Source organism: Burkholderia sp. SR8 (assembly GCF_052851275.1).
Map to the genome: position 1 here is coordinate 31,561 of NZ_JAULUC010000032.1, position 17,420 is coordinate 48,980.

The 17,420-nt window shown below is 63.7% G+C and carries 19 protein-coding genes and 1 tRNA gene; 13 read left to right on the forward strand and 7 right to left on the reverse strand.

The window, feature by feature from the left end; all coding sequences use genetic code 11:
• Window positions 1-62 precede the first annotated feature (62 nt).
• The 6 genes from Q3A80_RS28455 (at window position 63) to Q3A80_RS28480 (ending at window position 2,725) form a co-directional block, all read left to right on the forward strand.
• A complete protein-coding gene (locus Q3A80_RS28455) occupies window positions 63-671 on the forward strand; it encodes a chromate transporter (RefSeq protein ID WP_446332138.1) in 609 nt (202 codons plus the stop codon).
• A complete protein-coding gene (locus Q3A80_RS28460) occupies window positions 668-1,204 on the forward strand; it encodes a chromate transporter (RefSeq protein ID WP_446332139.1) in 537 nt (178 codons plus the stop codon). The genes Q3A80_RS28455 and Q3A80_RS28460 overlap by 4 nt, the downstream gene beginning before the upstream one ends.
• A gap of 513 nt (window positions 1,205-1,717) precedes the next feature.
• Window positions 1,718-2,002 (forward strand): hypothetical protein, encoded by a 285-nt coding sequence (locus tag Q3A80_RS28465; protein ID WP_446332140.1) that lies wholly within the window; start codon window positions 1,718-1,720, stop codon window positions 2,000-2,002.
• Window positions 2,003-2,050: 48 nt separating this feature from the next.
• Window positions 2,051-2,260 carry a hypothetical protein gene (locus Q3A80_RS28470; protein ID WP_446332141.1) on the forward strand — a complete coding sequence of 70 codons (210 nt, stop codon included), beginning with the start codon at window positions 2,051-2,053 and terminating at the stop codon, window positions 2,258-2,260.
• A gap of 36 nt (window positions 2,261-2,296) precedes the next feature.
• A complete protein-coding gene (rpsU, locus tag Q3A80_RS28475; protein WP_059466995.1) occupies window positions 2,297-2,509 on the forward strand; it encodes a 30S ribosomal protein S21 in 213 nt (70 codons plus the stop codon).
• Window positions 2,510-2,518: 9 nt separating this feature from the next.
• Window positions 2,519-2,725 carry a hypothetical protein gene (locus Q3A80_RS28480; RefSeq protein WP_446332142.1) on the forward strand — a complete coding sequence of 69 codons (207 nt, stop codon included), beginning with the start codon at window positions 2,519-2,521 and terminating at the stop codon, window positions 2,723-2,725.
• Between the two features lie 469 nt (window positions 2,726-3,194).
• On the opposite strand, the gene Q3A80_RS28485 is transcribed toward Q3A80_RS28480, so the two are convergent.
• From Q3A80_RS28485 to Q3A80_RS28500, 4 genes are all read right to left on the reverse strand, one after another.
• A complete protein-coding gene (locus Q3A80_RS28485) occupies window positions 3,195-3,539 on the reverse strand; it encodes a cupin domain-containing protein (protein ID WP_059466993.1) in 345 nt (114 codons plus the stop codon).
• Between the two features lie 369 nt (window positions 3,540-3,908).
• Window positions 3,909-4,982 carry an Imm72 family immunity protein gene (locus tag Q3A80_RS28490; RefSeq protein ID WP_446332143.1) on the reverse strand — a complete coding sequence of 358 codons (1,074 nt, stop codon included), beginning with the start codon at window positions 4,980-4,982 and terminating at the stop codon, window positions 3,909-3,911.
• On the reverse strand, window positions 4,982-6,454 hold the full coding sequence (locus Q3A80_RS28495; protein WP_446332144.1) for a hypothetical protein: 1,473 nt from the start codon (window positions 6,452-6,454) through the stop codon (window positions 4,982-4,984). The genes Q3A80_RS28490 and Q3A80_RS28495 overlap by 1 nt, the downstream gene beginning before the upstream one ends.
• Complete coding sequence (locus tag Q3A80_RS28500) at window positions 6,451-9,222, reverse strand: type VI secretion system Vgr family protein (protein ID WP_446332145.1); 2,772 nt, start codon at window positions 9,220-9,222, stop codon at window positions 6,451-6,453. The genes Q3A80_RS28495 and Q3A80_RS28500 overlap by 4 nt, the downstream gene beginning before the upstream one ends.
• Before the next feature lie 394 nt (window positions 9,223-9,616).
• On the opposite strand from Q3A80_RS28500, the gene Q3A80_RS28505 reads away from it, so the two are divergent.
• Together Q3A80_RS28505 and trmB are read left to right on the forward strand one after the other, a co-directional pair.
• A tRNA-Gly gene (locus tag Q3A80_RS28505) sits at window positions 9,617-9,691 on the forward strand.
• A 129-nt stretch (window positions 9,692-9,820) separates the two neighbouring features.
• The gene (trmB, locus tag Q3A80_RS28510) at window positions 9,821-10,588 is read left to right on the forward strand and encodes a tRNA (guanosine(46)-N7)-methyltransferase TrmB (protein ID WP_446332146.1); all 768 of its coding nucleotides are present in this window, start codon (window positions 9,821-9,823) and stop codon (window positions 10,586-10,588) included.
• Between the two features lie 94 nt (window positions 10,589-10,682).
• Here the strand turns inward: trmB and Q3A80_RS28515 are convergent, their stop codons facing one another.
• The 3 genes from Q3A80_RS28515 to Q3A80_RS28525 all read right to left on the reverse strand — a co-directional run bounded on the left by Q3A80_RS28515 (window position 10,683) and on the right by Q3A80_RS28525 (window position 12,635).
• Complete coding sequence (locus tag Q3A80_RS28515; protein WP_446332147.1) at window positions 10,683-11,513, reverse strand: undecaprenyl-diphosphate phosphatase; 831 nt, start codon at window positions 11,511-11,513, stop codon at window positions 10,683-10,685.
• Window positions 11,514-11,591: 78 nt separating this feature from the next.
• A complete protein-coding gene (locus tag Q3A80_RS28520) occupies window positions 11,592-12,173 on the reverse strand; it encodes a DUF1439 domain-containing protein (protein ID WP_446332148.1) in 582 nt (193 codons plus the stop codon).
• Between the two features lie 144 nt (window positions 12,174-12,317).
• Entirely contained in the window at window positions 12,318-12,635 is a 318-nt protein-coding gene (locus Q3A80_RS28525) for a YkgJ family cysteine cluster protein (protein WP_446332167.1), read from the reverse strand.
• A gap of 173 nt (window positions 12,636-12,808) precedes the next feature.
• Here Q3A80_RS28525 and hemN point away from each other — a divergent pair, with 173 nt between their 5' ends.
• The 5 genes from hemN (at window position 12,809) to urtA (ending at window position 17,387) form a co-directional block, all read left to right on the forward strand.
• On the forward strand, window positions 12,809-14,200 hold the full coding sequence (gene hemN / locus Q3A80_RS28530) for an oxygen-independent coproporphyrinogen III oxidase (RefSeq protein WP_446332149.1): 1,392 nt from the start codon (window positions 12,809-12,811) through the stop codon (window positions 14,198-14,200).
• Between the two features lie 72 nt (window positions 14,201-14,272).
• Window positions 14,273-14,530, forward strand: coding sequence for a hypothetical protein (locus tag Q3A80_RS28535; protein WP_446332150.1), 258 nt, complete (start codon window positions 14,273-14,275; stop codon window positions 14,528-14,530).
• A gap of 104 nt (window positions 14,531-14,634) precedes the next feature.
• Complete coding sequence (locus Q3A80_RS28540; RefSeq protein WP_446332151.1) at window positions 14,635-15,291, forward strand: protein-L-isoaspartate O-methyltransferase family protein; 657 nt, start codon at window positions 14,635-14,637, stop codon at window positions 15,289-15,291.
• Window positions 15,292-15,302: 11 nt separating this feature from the next.
• The gene (locus Q3A80_RS28545) at window positions 15,303-15,626 is read left to right on the forward strand and encodes a rhodanese-like domain-containing protein (protein WP_446332152.1); all 324 of its coding nucleotides are present in this window, start codon (window positions 15,303-15,305) and stop codon (window positions 15,624-15,626) included.
• A 453-nt stretch (window positions 15,627-16,079) separates the two neighbouring features.
• Window positions 16,080-17,387 (forward strand): urea ABC transporter substrate-binding protein, encoded by a 1,308-nt coding sequence (gene urtA / locus Q3A80_RS28550; RefSeq protein WP_446332153.1) that lies wholly within the window; start codon window positions 16,080-16,082, stop codon window positions 17,385-17,387.
• Window positions 17,388-17,420: the final 33 nt, after the last annotated feature.

Consider the following 17,420-nt stretch of genomic DNA (forward strand, 5'->3'; position numbering starts at 1 on the left):
GTGCCGACAGGCGGCGCTTGCTACCATGGCCGACTGCCCACCCGCCGCGTCGAGTTCGCCCGATGTCTTCCGCCTCCCCTGTCGCACCCGTGCCGCCCGATGGCAATGCACCGCCGCCCGGCGTGCTCGCGTTGTTCATCGCGTTCGCGCAGATCGGCCTGACCAGTTTCGGTGGCGGGCTGAGCGGCCGGATGCTGCGCGACTTCGTGCACGAGCGGCGCTGGCTCGACGAAGAAGCGTTCCTCAACGGCCTCGCGCTGTCGCAGGCGCTGCCCGGCGTCAACGTGAAGAACCTCGCGATCTGGATCGGCTACCGGCTTGCCGGATGGCGCGGCGCAGTGGCCGGTTTCGCCGGCATCATCGCGCCGCCCGCCGTGCTGATCGTGCTGTTCGGCGTCGCGTTCTCGACGCTCACGCGCTTCACGCTCACGCATGTCGCGCTCGCGGGTGCGGCTGCCGCTGCGATCGGTTTGTCGATCTCGATGGCGATCACCGCGGTGCGGCGATTGTCGCGCCGCGCGCTGCCGTTCGCGGTGACGGCGCTCACGTTCATGTCGGTGGCGGTGCTGCACTGGCCGCTCGTATGGACGGTGCTGATCGGCGGCACGCTGAGCGTCGCGCTCGAATACCGCCGCGCGGGTAACTCTACCGGCGGCAGCGACGACCGATGAGCGGTTCGTCGCGCTACGTCGCGCTGTTCGGCGTGTTCGCACCGCTGTCGATCGCGACGATCGGCGGCGGTCAGGCGATCATCGCGGACATCCAGCGGCAGGTCGTCGACGTGCATCACTGGATGACGGCCACGCAGTTCGTGAACGACTTCGCGATCGCACGGATGGCGCCGGGCCCCGGCTCGCTGCTCGCGACACTGATCGGCTGGCAGGTGGCCGGCTTCTGGGGCGCAGTGATCGCGACGCTCGCGCTGTTCGGGCCCACGGCGTTCCTGATCTACGGCGTCGCGCATCTGTGGCGTCGGCACCAGGGCGCGCGCTGGCAGATCGCGCTCGAGGCCGGCCTGCGTCCGGTCGCGGCCGGCATGATCCTCGCGTCTGTCTGGGTACTGCTGCAGGCACTCGATGGCGGGTGGCCCGCGCGGGCGATCGCCGTCGCATCGACCGTGTGCGTGATGACGACGCGCATTCATGCGCTGCTGCTGATCGTCGTCGGGGCGCTGGTGCTGGTCGGCGTCCACGCGATCGGCTGATCGCGGACGCTGGACGGCAGCGAGGGGCGCATCGCTGCGTCGTGCGCCATTGCGCGATGCAGTGCAGGCTCGCGCTCGCGGCGGGGCCGTGACGAAATACGAGGCGAATTGATTGGCGAGCGACATCGTTTTAATCTCGCAAAATCACATCGGAATGCCAAGTAATCCTCCGCGATACGCGATACGCGATACGCGATTGGCCATTCGCCGCACGCCGCTCTCCACTTGCCGCTCGCCACGCGCAGCGTCCACGACGCGCATCGCATCGCGTCATCGCGCCCTACTGTCCCCGCCGAGAATTCGATGGACATCCAACATGAAGCGCGTATGATGAATTTGTCCGAGCATGCGTCATTTCTCTGACCGCTCGCCCCGCCGTCTGCCCTCTTGCGTCGCGCCTTCATCCGCACGCATTGCTGCCCTTTTCACCCCACCCGTCGCGCCGCACCGCGGTGATACCGGTCGGATGCGTTCGTCCACGCGATTTGTCGCGGCCGAACCGAGGAGTTCGTCATGAGCATGCATCTCTATCGCGGGTTCGAAATCTACCCGCTGATTTACCCGCACATTCCGTCGCAGAACGGCAATCCGCACAATTACGACGCCGGCTTCGACGCGGCAGTGAAGATCTGCCTGCGCGGCACGGCCGACACGCTGACGCGCAGCGAAACGTTCCGGCTGATCGAGCATGCGCCGTTCGAATCGGCTGGCGAAGCGCGTCGGGCGTCCCTTCGCTATGCGGAGGACATCATCGACGGCAATCGCGGCACGCAGCCGCTGTTCGCCGACACCCACTGATGCAGGCCGTCGCGGCAGCGACGCTCGCCCTTAGATTCGGAGCACGAAATGATCGTTGACGAATTCATCGACCTGATCGCGCGGCACGAGATCTCGCAGATCGACGCCGTGCCGCAAGACGGGCTCGCCGGTTCCGCGTTGCGCCATCAGCCGGAGCTGCAGATGTTCGCGGCCGTCCGCGCGCTGTCGCTCAGCGCCGGTTATTCGGAATTCGAGTCCGACAAGATAGCGAGCGCCGTCATGACGCGGCTCGGCTAGCTTTCCTTCACGTATTTTTCTAAATCCAGGACCTGCATGACGACGATCATCCTCAAGCCCAACGAACCCGTCGATGTCGCGCTCCGGCGCTTCCGGCGCAACATCGAGAAGACGGGCCTGATCCGCGAGCTGCGCAGTCGCACCGGCTACGAAAAGCCGACGACCGAGCGCAAGCGCAAGAAAGCCAGCGCCGTTGCGAGACAGCGGCTGCGCGCGAAGCGCATGCTGCCGCCTCGCAAGCTGTACTAGGAGAACATCGTGTACCAGCCGACCGTCGAAGAACCGCCGTTCTTTCCGTTGACGAAATGCGAAGTCGATTTCGATCGACAGAACGACGCGATCACGCTTCTGCCGAGCTTCTACGCATTCGGCTGCGAGTACACCAGTCGCGGCCTCCTGATCGGCCGCGACGATGCGTTCAGATTGATTGCAGCGATCGAAAAGGCGCTCAGCATCGAGATGTGATTGTCCCCGTGAAGCCGTCGCATCGCGTCCGGCAGCGCGGGCGCGGCGTTGCGACGACCGCGACAGACGCGATCCGCTCGCCGGACTTGCGCCTTGGACGGCCGGTTCTGCCGACGACATCTGTCCGCCGCCATCCCTCCTCCTCAACTGAATTGCGTCGACGACCAAAAGGCCGGTCTGTCGAATCGCTCCGCCGACCACGCCGGTCGCGGACGCGTCGCATCTCGGGCGCGAATTTCGGCGGGCATTCGGGATGTCGAGCGCGTATCGCGAGCGCCGGACACCCGGCGCGATCGGCGGGATGGCGGAATCGGCCGAACGCACGACGACGCTCGGCGAGTTGTTTCCGAACCGGAACGAATTCTATTGATGCGGAATCTGCCGTGCGCCCTCCCGGCTCCGCGAACCGGGAGGTGCGGGACCTCTGCGTTGCGCGCGGCCGTAGCGCGGCCGAATCGACTGGCGTTGCTCAGGCGAACACGAAGTACTTGCGCACCGTCTCCACCACTTCCCACGTGCCTTTCATGCCCGGTTCGATCACGAACACGTCGCCGGCCTTCAGGTGCACCGGCTCCTCGCCTTCCGGCGTGATGATGCAGTAGCCGTCGAGGAAGTGGCAGTATTCCCATTTCTCGTAGTTCACCTCGAACTTGCCCGGCGTGCAGATCCACGTGCCCATGATCTTGCTGCCGTCCTTGGACAGGTATGCGTTGAGGTTCACGGTATGCGGATCGCCGCCGATGCGCTTCCACTTGGTCGCGTCGACGACGGGCGTCGGGCAGGTCTTGCGCAGAACGGTGATGAAATCGGACATGTCGGCTCCAGACTAACGATCGGATAAGAGGTCTGTCACGTTAAGGCGAAAGCTTTGTCGGGGCTTGTATGGTTCCGACACCGACTCGTCTAATTTCGACACGGGGTTGCGGGCGGGGGAGCGGGCGCATTTCGTTGTGCATTCGCCGTATCCACGTTGCCGCCAATTGCGCTGACGCACGAGGACAGGTTGCCGTTGATTACGAAGCCTTCCGTTGGACTGGATATAGTTCGGCATCACGTGATACCGGGTAACTTCACTCGGTCGTGAAGCCAACCGTTAACTCAACCACGAGCTCGATGGGACGGGCCCGTCAGGCACTGCATGGCCAAGCCGCGAGGTGCCGTTACCTCTTGGCTCGGCAGCTATTCAATGATCCGGTTGAGGATCTGCGTAATGCCAAATGACCATGCCCCATGCTGTGCGCTGCGGCCCCGGCATAGACGCGCCGGCCTCGATATAAACCGAATCTTTCACGGCCGGGCTTTGCCAGTAACCCGTGCGCGGACAAGGCTCTCCAGGCAAGGCCCGTAGCCTCGGTTGCGCGACAGGCTTGGGTAAGTAACTTTCTTCCTCCGCCGGAATGCTGCCATCCCGGTAACGCGTGTCTTCCCACAGCAGCCGCCAGCGCACCACATGTTCGTCGTTGGTGCCTTCCAGCAGGTACTTGTGGGCAATACTGCCTTTGAGGAAGTAGCTCGGACAGCCGACCGTGCCGGCCGGAAACCATGGCTCCCAGATACCCTCGACAGGAATCTCTTGATCGCTGTAAATCTCGCCGCTGCTGGATTCGTTTTTAGGCGGGCAAGGAGGAAGCGATGCAGGATAGGTGCGCCCGGGCGGCCAATACCGCCACGCAGGAAGGGGGGCATTTTCGAACATAGATTCATAGGTCCAGTGCTCAAAAACGCGGGTTCCTCCATCCTTACGTGTTCCGTATGCAAGCATCCCGGTAAAACCGAATCCGACCGTGCACTTGAGCGCGTAGCAAATCAATCGCTCGATCCACACTCCCTCCGCAAACCCAGTCGCATACACCGGGTCCGCAAAGTTGGTATCCCTCAGTCCCAGCGAATGAAAAAAGGGATCGTATTTACGACCAATTTCTAGCGCACTACGTCCAAACAACAGGTCGCCACCTTGCTGGCTCCCTACAATCAATGCGTCGTACGCTGCTCGTTTGTCAAGACCTCGGCGCAATGCATCGATGCCCAAATCCATTTGCACCAGCGCTCCCAAGAAATCATGTACGTAAGCTTCCTCAAGCTCCGCCTGATTCGGGCTCGGCGTGTCCAGTTGCTTTGCGTACGCGCCGAGAAAGTCGCGATACAGTCCAACGGCGTAATCCAGGAACGTGAAACTCGTCCATTTCTTGAGCAAATAAAACGCCTTTGCTCGCGCATCCTGTTCCTGCTCGGGGGTCATGGTCAGAATATTCAACATTATTGAACCTGTTCGTCCGTCGATTGTTTCCCCGCATCGGCTACCGCTCTCCGCGCGTAGCCTTCCTGTCTGATCTTGGCCGATCGCTCGCGCTCGGCCAGCATCAGCGCTCGCGCAGTTGCTTGATTGGGTAGCTTAACGTCAGTCCAATGCGTCCGAAGCGCTTTGAGTTGCCCGTTCGCAAGCTGCGCGTCTATCCATTTTTTCACGGGGGCATTGAACGAGTGCTGAAAATCCACGAAGAATTGAAGGTCACCCCCGACCAGCAAACGCATGGTGGCAACCTCTTTTTCGTTGTCCCATTGCTCAGCAATCAACCCTTTCCACAGGCGCATCCCGTCCCATCCAGCTGGGACTTCGATGCCGAGCTTTTCCATCGCTTCGCGCGTCGGCACCTGCATCTTCACATAGCTGCCATTCATGCTCCAAGCGTGCTTGATCGCGCTGCGAATACGCCACCAAAGCCCGTTGGGAGCAAGGCGATCGGTCCAGAACTTGCCTGGGATTGTCCACGGCTTGTCCAGGTAACGAGTGTCGACCACACGAATCATCATCTGGCCCGGCGCGCCAGTAATTGCTTCAATCGGCACCTTGGCGCTGAACGTACCTATGGCCTCGCCCTCTTCCCAGTTGCGAAGATCGGGCCACCCGTCTTTATGCACGTATTGTTTGACGGTCATCGGCTTGTGCCCCAAGCTCTTCGTATCCTCGGCCAGATGAGCCAAACGCGCCTCCTCGGTCATCGTCCGAGTCGTCCCGCCCCCCACCTTCACATCCGCCCAGGTGCCCTCCACCAGATGACCCCGCACATGCTCCAGCAAGCGCATCAGATCCTTGATAGCCAACGCGATTTTCGTTTCGCCCAGCTTGCGCAGTTCCTCGAGGATCGGCAGCAGCTTCCTGATATAACGCGCCACCCGCGCCGGGATAACGGTACCCAGCCGGTTCAGAATGAAATTCAGCGCCTTGCTGATGCGATCCAGCATCATGCCGAACGCGTTGCTCACGACAAACTGATACTTGCTGAAGTCCAGTTGCCTGAACCACTCCACTGCATCGCCAAACCCAGCCTTGCGGATCAAGGCCAGGATTTCCTGGCATAGCTTGGCCAGATCTTCGGATTTGCTGACCGCTCGCATCAACAACTTGCCTATGCCCTTGAGCAAACCTCCGACCACCGGAACGACCGCGACAAGGCAAAGCACGAGCGCCACCCACTCCCACCCGTCGTCACGAACCTTCGGGTCGTCGCACATGCGAAGCGTAATGGCAATCGCGTCGCGCGCGGCCGTAATTTCTCCGGCGACAGGGAACATGCTGATGACGGCATCGATGATGATGGCGCCCGTATTGCGCTTTTGCGAGAACTCCCCCGCGACGGCGCCGACGACGGTATCGCCGACTGTAGCGGCGCCACTCCACAGATAGTCGCCGACCTCGGACGCCGCCTGACTGACCCAACTGCTGCTCATGCCCGACCTCCTTGCATCCGATCCAGAGAGGCTTGCATGTCGAATTCGTCCCAATGGGCCTTGTAGCTGGGATTATTCTCGGTAGCCTTGATTTCGTAAGGGCGGCTGTCCTCCCCCAATTCGATGCGCCCCGGCCCTTCCGGAGCACCTGTCAGATCGGCCATGCCTTTGCTGTCGACCATGCCGGAAAAGGTAGCGCCGCTGTCGTAGTGGATGGTGAATTTGGCGCCCTGCACGGGCGTATCGTCGTGGTAATGGTATTGCAGCACTGCAGCACCGCGCGACGTCGGCGCAGGCGATAGCGGATAGTCGATCCGCGTCGGCCCGCTGATTGCATGCTGCGCCCCCTTCACATCGATCTTTCCAGGCGCGTGAATCTCGATGTTGCCGCCCTTGAGCCGGATATAGGCGCCACCGGAGGTAAGTAGAATCTCTTGCTGCGCCGCCACCTCGATATTCTTGGCGGCCGACAAGACCTTGACGGTTTTCTGGGCCGTTATTTCGATATTGTCCGAATGCGCCTGAACCTCAACCTTTCCCTTCGCCGCGATCAGTTTCATCCCGGCGTTTTGCACAAACAGGCTGATCTTCTCCGCCACACTCGCGACCAACGACTTCCCGCTGGCGATGAACGTGCTCTGGCCGCTCACTAGATTCGTTTGCTGATCGCTCGACACATGCACGGATGCCTGCGTCGACAGCGCGATACCGGAAGGACTCGCGACCAGCATGACGGGTGTCTTGAACGCGTTCACACTCCCGCCACCGCCTCCCGCCGTCCGTCCTCCCGACTTCGAACCTTGCACGTTGCTTTGGGTCGCATCGGTAAACGTCTTCAGCGCGTCATACCCCTCTCCCAGGGTTTCCGCCTGATGCATCGTGCTTACCTGCGACATTGCCTCGATCATGCTCTCGGCATTGACGAGCTGCTGTTGTGCTTCGCGAACGTCAAGCGGCTGACTGTTCGCCGATTTTGGATACGTCGAAACATACAGCCCCCGCGAAGCGCGCACGGCGCCGTATGCATCCGTCCGCAGATCGAAGCCCGATCCGACATAAGCACCGCGAGTATTGCCGGCTTGCTCGATGAGATAGCCCAGATGCAGCAAACTATTTGCGCTGCTGCTCATCAACTGCACCCGGGTCTGGCCCGTCGCGTCGTCCATCACCATCTGGTTATAACCGCTACCGCCATACTCTTTCGAGCGATAGCCCGAAAGGATCCCGTTGCTATGCCATTGCGGACTGACGGCACCGTTGTAGACGCGATGCAGCACGATTGGCCGATCGCAATCGCCGCCAACGTAACCGACGATGACTTCCTCGCCGACTCGCGGAATATGCACACCACCGTAGCCGCCGCCGGTATCCGATTGCGCTACTCTGACCCAGCACGAGGCCCCGGCATCGCCCGGGTTCTGCCGATCCCAGACGAACATCACCTTCACTCGATTCAATTCGTCGGTATGGACTTCTTCCCCATGTGGCCCGACGACGATCGCCGTCTCGAGATGCATCTCCGGCTTCAAATGTTCGAACGGGCTGCGATACGGAGCCGTGGTGCGTTGCGCCTCCACTTCGATCAAATAGAAGCCGGCCGAACCGTCGTCGTGGAGGACCGATGCGCCCGAGCACCCCGCTTTCGCACGCGCCAGGTCGGCTTGCATGCTATGGGGAAAACTGGCCTCCTGATTTGACAGCGGCAGGTTGTTCTCGATGTAGCGTCGAACCTTGATCGCGGCAAACTCGCGTTGTTCGGCCGAATCGCGATCGTGTTCCGGATGGCCCGTCAATCTGAAGCGCTGGCCAGCGTCGATTCCTCGCACTCCCCCCATCCCGACGAACCGCTTGGCGCGCGACTCCCATTCCTCCAAATGGATTTTCGAGAGATGCTCACCTCGGTCATGACGTCCATAGGTATAGGCGCCGGTGTACTCGTAGACTTCGGCCCGTTCTGGCAAATTTCCCTGGCCGGCCTTCGTCGGCAACGTCGTTCCGTTCGGACTGTCGGCAAACGACGGCGCCTTGTAGTCAAACGTGCGGGTCGTATGGACTGTGCTTTGCAAAGTCCGCGAACCTGCCCACTGCGTGAACGCATCCGTGTCGCTACCTGTGCCCGACCTGTTGAATCTGATCGGGTCGTGCGACACCTCGTCCAACGCATAGATATCGTCGGTTACGACGAGTGTATGCGACTTGCCGTCCTTGCCTTGGCGCCAAAAGCCATATAGGCCCTCCTCTTCCATCAGCCGATGGACAAAATTCCAGTCGGTTTCGCTCTGACGGCAGTACGAGCGCGAGGGTAGAGGTTTCGACAACGCAAATTGATACTGCCCACGAGCCTGCGGATGCACATCGAATACGTCAGCGATGATGCGGTCGGCGCTATTGTCCTGCCAGTACCGCATATCGCGCCGGAATTTGAGGAAGTACATCCACGACGCGACGACAAACTGATAGCTAGAAAGGCTACCGTCGTCGCCCAGCCTGCGCGCCGTGTGAATATAACCGTTGACTGGCAGATAAGACTTGTTCCCCTGCTGAATCCACAGCGTCATCGGTTGCGCGATCAACGCCTTGAGTTCGATATCACCCGCCGTGGACACCATGTCGAGCGCGACGCTGAAGTCGCGACCGAGTTCTGAATAGGTCACGGCCCGGCACGGTATGAGAGCATTGTCCGGCAACGACGGAATGTCTGTCTTGAGCAAGCGATCTTGTTGGATCAAGCCCGCACGTATCGCCTGAGCTAGTTCGGTCATATTCATGCGTTATCGATTTTCTTATTTGTTGCAAGCCCACGGCGGCTCGCGCTCTCATGGGGACGGCTCCCCGGTAATATCGCCGGAATTGTAGCGGAGCCGACAAGCCAGGAGAATGTTGCTCGCTGAGGCCAGCAATATAATCGAACCGGGGCTTAAACACGAATCGCCTAAGAAGCGTATTCGACACATCCGTTGATCCATTGAAATGCGGCTCCGATACTACAGCCCGCAGAAGGGATGCACCTCGAGTGTGGACGGCAGACCCCGTGAATAGCGGGGCCGACCTGACAATGCCAGCAATGCCGCCGCGCCCCATCGAGCCACGCCATTTTCGATGTCAGCAGCCAAAACACCTGCTTGCCATCCACGTACCAACCCCTGTACAATCACCCGTTCTGCGGGCGTCGTATAATGGCCATTACCTCAGCTTCCCAAGCTGATGACGTGGGTTCGATTCCCATCGCCCGCTCCACTTTCTGCTGCCCTGCAGCCTGCGCGTGAGCCGCCTCGTCGAAGGCGGCTTTTTTGTACCATGTGCCCGATCACCCGGCGCACTGCTCCGCGCAACGGGCCCTCGCCTGCAACCAAGCTTTCTGTACCGATGATGCACGACGATCCGAACGAAGCCGGCCTGCCGCCGGACGCCGCCGCCCTTCCCGACGAAGCCGCCGATGGCGCCGACGAAGTCAATCCGCTGCACCGCCGCCGCATCCGCAGCTTCGTCACGCGCGCCGGCCGCGTGTCGACCGGCCAGCGCCGCGCGCTCGACGAGTTCGGCCCGCGCTTCGTCGTCCCGTACGCGCCGGAACTCCCCGACTGGGACGCCGTGTTCGGCCGCAGCGCACCGCGCATCCTGGAGATCGGCTTCGGGATGGGCGCGTCGACCGCCGAAATCGCCGCGCACCGGCCCGGCGACGACTTCCTCGGCGTCGAGGTGCATGAGCCGGGCGTCGGCGCGCTGCTGAAGCTGATCGGCGAACAGGGCCTGACGAACATCCGCATCATCCAGCACGACGCGGTCGAAGTGCTCGAGCACATGCTCGCGCCGGAGAGCCTGGACGGCGTGCACATTTTCTTCCCGGACCCGTGGCACAAGGCGCGCCACCACAAGCGCCGGCTGATCCAGCCGCCGCTCGTCGCGCACCTCGCGTCGCGCCTGAAGCCGGGCGCCTACCTGCATTGCGCGACCGACTGGCAGAACTACGCGGAACAGATGCTGGAAGTGCTCGGCGCCGAACCGACGCTCGAGAACACGGCCGCCGACTACGCGCCGCGCCCCGACTACCGCCCTGTCACGAAGTTCGAACGGCGCGGGCTGCGGCTCGGCCACGGCGTGTGGGACCTGGTGTTCCGCAAGCGCGCGGGCTGAACGCAACACACCGCCGCACCATGCAAAACGGCCCGATCGGCATCTGCCGATCGGGCCGTTCGTCATTGGACGCGCTGCCGCCCCACCCCGCGCATCACGCCCAGTTCAGCCATCCGCTGTAGCCGACGAGCAGCACGAACAGCCCGAACGCGATCCGGTACCACGCAAACATGGTGAAGTCGTGCGTCGCGACGAAGCGCAACAGCCAGCGCACGCACACGAACGCGCTGACGAACGCGGCAACGAGCCCGAGCGCGAACAGCCCGAGCGAATCGACGGTGAACGCCTGCCAGTCCTTCACGGTTTCATAGAGCGTCGCGCCGAAGATGATCGGAATCGCGAGGAAGAACGAGAATTCGGTCGCGACGCGCCGGTCGAGACCGAACAGCATCCCGCCGATGATCGTCGACCCCGAGCGCGACATGCCGGGCACCAGCGCGAAACATTGCGCGATGCCGACCTTCAGCGCGTCGAGCGGCGTCAGCGCATCGACCGACTGCACGCGCGGCGGCTCGCGGCGCTCGCGCTGCCGCGCCTCGGCCCACAGGATGATCGCGCCGCCGACGACAAGCGCGAACGCGACCGGCACCGGCGAGAACAGCACGGCCTTGATCTTCTTCTCGAACAGCAGGCCGAGCGCGATCGCGGGAATCGTCGCGATCACGACGTTCAGCGTGAAGCGCTGCGCATCAGGCCGGCTCGGCAGCCCCGTGACGACGGACACGATCCGTTGCCGGTATTCCCAGCAGACCGCGAGGATCGCGCCGAACTGGATCACGACGTCGAAGGTCTTCGCGTGCGCGTCGTTGAAATTCAGGAAACTGCCGGCGACGATCAGGTGGCCGGTGCTCGACACCGGGAGGAATTCCGTCAGCCCCTCGACGACGCCGAGGATCAATGCCTTGCAGATCAGGATCCAGTCCATCCGTGGCCCAACTCCGAAGTGGTCGAAAGAAAGGGCCACGCTACCGCCGCGGCCCGCCCGGCCGCGCGCGGTGCGCCGTCACTTTTCGACGATCGCCACGCGTATGCCGTTTGTAAGAATCGTAATTGTACCGGGTTCGTAGTTGACCCCGGCAAATTGCAACTGCTCGGGCTTGAACGTGTAGATCGGATAGTTGGTCAGCACCTGCGTCGCGAGCAGCCCTGCGGCCGCGCCGACCTGTTGCGCGTACATCTGCGCGTCGCCGTCGAGCACGAGGCTGTCGACGGCCGGCGCCTTCAGCACGACCGAGCGGCTCGGCGCGTCGTACGCGAGCTGGCCCGACACGGTGAACTTGCCGCTCACCGGTGCGCGCAGGAACGGGCTCGCGAAGTGCGCGTCGAGCTGCACGGCGACGCGGTTCTGGTCGGGCAGCAGGTTCACGGCCGGATTCGCGAGCGACACGTCGACGACCTGCGCGACCGTCTTCTGATACGGGAACTTGCGCGCGACGGCCTTCTGCACGTCGCCGCGCGAGAACGTGTAGTGATCGGGAATGAACGGGAACGTCGACGCGCAGGCGGCGAGCGATACCGACACGCCGATGGCACCGGCGCAGGCGGCGAGGAAGCGGCGCCGGCCGGGCGTGCGAGATGCGGTCATGCTGGACTTTCTCCTTCCTGTATCGGGCGAAGCGCCGGTCGGTCTGACGTCGGCTTCGCCACGTGTGGCAGCTGGCTCCGAAGCGAGCGCTTCGGTACGCGCAGCCGGGTTCCGTGCGAGCGTCGGCGCGCGATCGATCGCGCGTCAGCGGGCCGCGCCGGCGCCCGGGGACGGCTGCGTCGCGACCTCGAGGCGCGCGAGCCACGCGAGCGCATCGTTGCGCGACGCGCCGCACATCTCGACCGAAGGCTGCAGCCCCGAACAGCACGCGGGACGCTCGGGCCGGCCGAAGATCCGGCAGCGCAGGTCGTCGCCGAGCTGCACGCAGCGCACGCCGGCCGGCTTGCCGCCGGGCATCCCCGGAATCGGCGATGAAATCGACGGGGCGATGCAGCATGCGCCGCACCCTTCGCGGCACGCATGCGGCGGCGGCACCTCGGCAGACGCCGGACGGACAGGCATTTCGACGGACACTCGGCTCTCTCGACAAACGACCCAAATACGGTGCGGCAACCGGACGCAGCGTGCGGCGGCCCACTCCGCATTGTGCCACCGACGGCTGCGACGTTATTACACAATGCAGCGCAAACGCGCGTTCATATACTCGAAAGCATCTAAAAAAGCGCGAGACCATCATGAGTTCCGGTTCTGCCGACACACTGTTCCGTCCCGATTTGCTCGCGAAGTACGGTGCGAACGGGCCGCGCTATACGTCGTATCCCACCGCGCTGCAGTTTCGCGACGACTTCGATCCGGCCGACTACGTGCGCGCCGCACGCGATCCCGGCGCGTCGTCGAGCGATCTGTCGCTGTACTTCCATATCCCGTTCTGCAACACGGCCTGCTTCTATTGCGGCTGCAACAAGATCGCGACCAACAACCACCGCCGCGCGCGCCCGTATCTGGCGCAACTGAAGCGCGAGCTGGCGCTGCAGGCTGCGCTGTTCGATCCCGCGCGTGCCGTCACGCAGCTGCACTGGGGCGGCGGCACGCCGACCTTCCTGTCCGACGCCGAGACGGCCGAGCTGATGGCGGCGACGCGCGAACACTTCACGCTCGCGCCGGACGCAGAAGCCGAGTTCTCGATCGAGATCGATCCGCGCACGGTCACGCCGGCGACGCTCGTGCACCTGCGCAACATCGGCTTCAACCGGCTGAGCCTCGGCGTGCAGGATTTCGATCCGGTCGTGCAGAAGGCGATCAACCGGGTCCAGCCGCTCGCGATGACGGCCGAGCTGCTGTCCGCCGCGCGCGCGACGGGCTTCCATTCGGTCAGCGTCGACCTGATCTACGGGCTGCCGCACCAGACGGTGGCGGTGTTCGCGCGCACGCTCGAGACGATCATCGAACTCGCGCCGGACCGGCTGTCGGTGTTCGGCTACGCACACATGCCGCACCTGTTCAAGATGCAGCGGCAGATCGACGAGGCGACGCTGCCGCCGCCGGAAACGCGCATCGCGCTGCTCGGCCTCGCGATCGACATGCTGACGTCCGCCGGCTACGTGTACATCGGGATGGATCACTTCGCGCGGCCGTCCGACGAACTGGTGCGCGCGCAGCGCAACGGCACGCTGCAGCGCAATTTCCAGGGCTACAGCACGCGCGCGGATACCGACCTGGTCGGCTTCGGCGTGTCGTCGATCGGCAAGGTCGGCGACGTCTATGCGCAGAACGCGAAGGATCTGCCGGCCTATGGCGCCGCGCTCGACGCGGGCCGGCTGCCGCTCGCGCGCGGCGTGCGGCTCACGGCCGACGACCGGCTGCGCCGCGACGTGATCACGCAGCTGATGTGCAACCTCGAACTGCCGTTCTCGCACATCGAGGCGGCGCACGGCATCCGCTTCGCCGACCACTTCGCGCGCGAGCTCGACGCGCTGCGCGGCTTCGAGCAGGACGGGCTGGTGAGCGTCGCCGCGGACCGCCTGACGATCCATCCGGCCGGCCGGATGGTCGTGCGCAACATCGCGATGGCGTTCGATGCGTACCTCGGCCGGACGCCGCGCCAGCGCTACTCGCGCACGGTCTGACACGGCTTGGCCGCGGGCGGCCGGCCGGTTTGATACAGTAAGGGGCTCAACGCCCCTGCAAGAATCCGCACGATGCGCACCACCAAAGCAACCCACGCGGTCGAACGCCTGAAGACCCGCTCCGGCAACCCGCAGTTTGCAGCCGTCGCGATGGCCGGCGGCCTGTTCTATCTGGTCGACCGCTCGAGCGGCACCGCCGAAAAGCGCAGCGAACCGCTGCCGCTCGACGAATTCGTCCGGTTCGTCGACGACTTCGGCCCCAAAAAGCCGCGCAAGGTCAGCAAGCTCGATCTCGCGTTCGAGGCGCAGATCAAGAAGAGCAAGGCGTAAAGGTCTGTTGCAGGCCGCCTGAAGGCTTTCCCGCCGTCCCGTTTGGTACAATCACGAAGTTTCTCTATCCCCGCTGATGGCCGACCTGGCTGCGTGACCACACCATGAATATCGAAAACGCGCGTTTCAACATGATCGAACAACAGATCCGGCCGTGGGACGTGCTGGATCTCGACGTCCTGGGCCTGCTGTCGATCGTCAAGCGTGAAAAATACGTGTCGCCCGAACATCGCGACCTCGCGTTCGCGGACCTCGAGCTGCCGCTGCCCGGCGGCCGCGGCAAGATGCTGTTCCCGCGCGTCGAAGCGCGCGTGCTGCAGGAACTGGCGGTCAAGAAGCACGAGAACGTGCTCGTGATCGGCGCCGGCTCCGGCTACCTCGCCGCACTGTTCGCGCATCGCGCGCAGCACGTGACGGCCGTCGAGATCGACCCGGCCATCGCGAAGTTCGCAGCCGACAACCTGCGCAACGACGGCGTGACGAACGCGGAAGTCGTGGTCGGCGACGGCTCGCTCGGCTGGCCCGACAAGGCACCGTACGACGTGATCTGCGTCGCGGGCGGCCTGCCGCTCGTGCCGCAGCAGATGCTCGAGCAGCTGAAGATCGGCGGCCGCCTGTCGGCGTTCGTCGGCGGCCGTCCGGTAATGAAGGCGCAGATCATCACGCGCATCGACGACAAGCAGTATCGTGTCGCTGACGTCTTCGAAACCTACGTCGATCACCTCGTCAACGCGATCGAACCGTCGCGTTTCAAGTTCTGAGCGGCGGCCCCATGCAGATCCTGACAGCCGCGATGCTCGCGGAATGGCTGCGCGATCCGGCGCGCCCCGCGCCGGTCGTGCTCGACGTGCGCGAACCGTGGGAAGTGTCGACCGCGCAGATCGCCGGCAGCGTGTCGATTCCGATGCAGCAGATCCCCGCGCGCAGCGAGGAGCTCGACGACGAAGCGGAAATCGTCTGCGTGTGCCATCACGGGATGCGCAGCGCGCAGGTCGCGATGTTCCTCGAATCGCGCGGCTTCACGAAGCTGTACAACCTGCAGGGCGGCATCGACGCGTGGTCGCGCGACGTCGATCCGTCCGTGCCGCGTTACTGAGTTTCTGACCTTTCCGGCGGTGCGCGTTCGCGCGCCGCCAAGTCGTCCGGCGCATCGCCGCCGGTCGCACCGATCTGCCGAACGGGTGCGCATTGCGCGCCCGTTTTTTATTTCTGCTCCCGGTTCCCGTTCACCGCCGCTCGTGCCGGCTACGTCGCACGTGCTCCGCGCCAGCGACGCGTCCGGCATTACCCCCGCCCTTCAGCCGCTCACACCGCGCGCGAACCCACGCGTGCGCCGTGCGCTGCATCCCGTGCACCATTTGCGCCCGCGCCGACGCACCGCAACGGATCGCGCGTGCTGCACGACGCATCATGCGCACCGCGCCGGTACCCTGCCCGATCGCGCACAGGCACGCCCGGCGTGCATCCGCGCGACTGGCACATGCCTTGCGTTATTCCGATGCCGGCGCCGCCACGGCGCACGCACAACCAACACGTCAAGGGGAACCCGATGAAACGTCGCAGTCTGCTGAAGTTCGGTTCGATGGCCGGTGCGCTCGCGCTGGCGGGCAAGAGTCCGTTCGCGCAAGCGGCCGATGCGGGCACCGGCCCGATCAAGGTCGGCATCCTGCATTCGCTGTCGGGCACGATGGCGATCTCCGAAACGTCGCTGAAGGACACGGCACTGATGACGATCGCCGACATCAACAAGAGCGGCGGCGTGATGGGCCGCAAGCTCGAGCCGGTGGTCGTCGATCCGGCATCGAACTGGCCGCTGTTCGCCGAGAAGGCGCGCCAGCTGCTCACGCAGGACAAGGTCGCGTGCGTGTTCGGCTGCTGGACGTCGGTGTCGCGCAAGTCGGTGCTGCCGGTATTCGAGGAACTGAACGGCCTGCTCTACTACCCGGTGCAGTACGAAGGCGAGGAAATGTCGCGCAACGTGTTCTACACGGGCGCTGCGCCGAACCAGCAGGCGATTCCGGCCGTCGAGTACCTGATGAGCGCCGAAGGCGGCGGCGCGAAGCGCTTCTTCCTGCTCGGCACCGACTACGTGTATCCGCGCACGACCAACAAGATCCTGCGCGCGTTCCTGAAATCGAAGGGCGTGAAGGACGCCGACATTCAGGAGGTCTACACGCCGTTCGGCCACAGCGATTACCAGACCATCGTCGCGAACATCAAGAACTTCGCGCAGGGCGGCAAGACGACCGTGATCTCGACGATCAACGGCGATTCGAACGTGCCGTTCTACAAGGAACTCTGCAACCAGGGCATCAAGGCGGCCGACGTGCCGGTGGTCGCATTCTCGGTCGGCGAGGAGGAGCTGCGCGGGATCGACACGAAGCCGCTCGTCGGCCACCTCGCCGCATGGAACTACTTCATGTCGGTGAAGAACCCGACCAACACGAAGTTCAAGGACCAGTTCGCCGCATGGGTGAAGGCGAACAACCTGCCGGGCGGCGCGAAGCGCGTGACCAACGATCCGATGGAAGCCACCTATGTCGGCATCCACATGTGGAAGCAGGCGGTCGAAAAGGCAAAGAGCACCGACGTCGACAAGGTGCGCGTCGCGATGATCGGCCAGACGGTTGCCGCACCGTCGGGCTTCACGCTGTCGATGGACGGCAACCACCACCTGCACAAGCCGGTGATGATCGGCGAGATCCGCGGCGACGGACAGTTCAACGTCGTGTGGAAGACGAAGACGGCCGTGCGCGCGCAGCCGTGGAGCCCGTACATCGCGGGCAACCAGGGCAAGCCGGACATCGTCAGCTCGATTCCGGCGTTCCTGCGCCGGCAGCGCGCGGCGCTGGCCTGATGCGATGCGGGGGCGCCGTGCACGCGTGCATCG

Coding starts and splice junctions, on each gene's coding strand:
- Q3A80_RS28455 (WP_446332138.1), top strand. CDS start 63: ATGTCTTCCGCCTCCCCTGTCGCACCCGTGCCGCCCGATGGCAATGCA.
- Q3A80_RS28460 (WP_446332139.1), top strand. CDS start 668: ATGAGCGGTTCGTCGCGCTACGTCGCGCTGTTCGGCGTGTTCGCACCG.
- Q3A80_RS28465 (WP_446332140.1), top strand. CDS start 1,718: ATGAGCATGCATCTCTATCGCGGGTTCGAAATCTACCCGCTGATTTAC.
- Q3A80_RS28470 (WP_446332141.1), top strand. CDS start 2,051: ATGATCGTTGACGAATTCATCGACCTGATCGCGCGGCACGAGATCTCG.
- rpsU (WP_059466995.1), top strand. CDS start 2,297: ATGACGACGATCATCCTCAAGCCCAACGAACCCGTCGATGTCGCGCTC.
- Q3A80_RS28485 (WP_059466993.1), bottom strand. CDS start 3,539: ATGTCCGATTTCATCACCGTTCTGCGCAAGACCTGCCCGACGCCCGTC.
- Q3A80_RS28490 (WP_446332143.1), bottom strand. CDS start 4,982: ATGTTGAATATTCTGACCATGACCCCCGAGCAGGAACAGGATGCGCGA.
- Q3A80_RS28495 (WP_446332144.1), bottom strand. CDS start 6,454: ATGAGCAGCAGTTGGGTCAGTCAGGCGGCGTCCGAGGTCGGCGACTAT.
- Q3A80_RS28500 (WP_446332145.1), bottom strand. CDS start 9,222: ATGAATATGACCGAACTAGCTCAGGCGATACGTGCGGGCTTGATCCAA.
- trmB (WP_446332146.1), top strand. CDS start 9,821: ATGATGCACGACGATCCGAACGAAGCCGGCCTGCCGCCGGACGCCGCC.
- Q3A80_RS28515 (WP_446332147.1), bottom strand. CDS start 11,513: ATGGACTGGATCCTGATCTGCAAGGCATTGATCCTCGGCGTCGTCGAG.
- Q3A80_RS28520 (WP_446332148.1), bottom strand. CDS start 12,173: ATGACCGCATCTCGCACGCCCGGCCGGCGCCGCTTCCTCGCCGCCTGC.
- Q3A80_RS28525 (WP_446332167.1), bottom strand. CDS start 12,635: ATGCCTGTCCGTCCGGCGTCTGCCGAGGTGCCGCCGCCGCATGCGTGC.
- hemN (WP_446332149.1), top strand. CDS start 12,809: ATGAGTTCCGGTTCTGCCGACACACTGTTCCGTCCCGATTTGCTCGCG.
- Q3A80_RS28535 (WP_446332150.1), top strand. CDS start 14,273: ATGCGCACCACCAAAGCAACCCACGCGGTCGAACGCCTGAAGACCCGC.
- Q3A80_RS28540 (WP_446332151.1), top strand. CDS start 14,635: ATGAATATCGAAAACGCGCGTTTCAACATGATCGAACAACAGATCCGG.
- Q3A80_RS28545 (WP_446332152.1), top strand. CDS start 15,303: ATGCAGATCCTGACAGCCGCGATGCTCGCGGAATGGCTGCGCGATCCG.
- urtA (WP_446332153.1), top strand. CDS start 16,080: ATGAAACGTCGCAGTCTGCTGAAGTTCGGTTCGATGGCCGGTGCGCTC.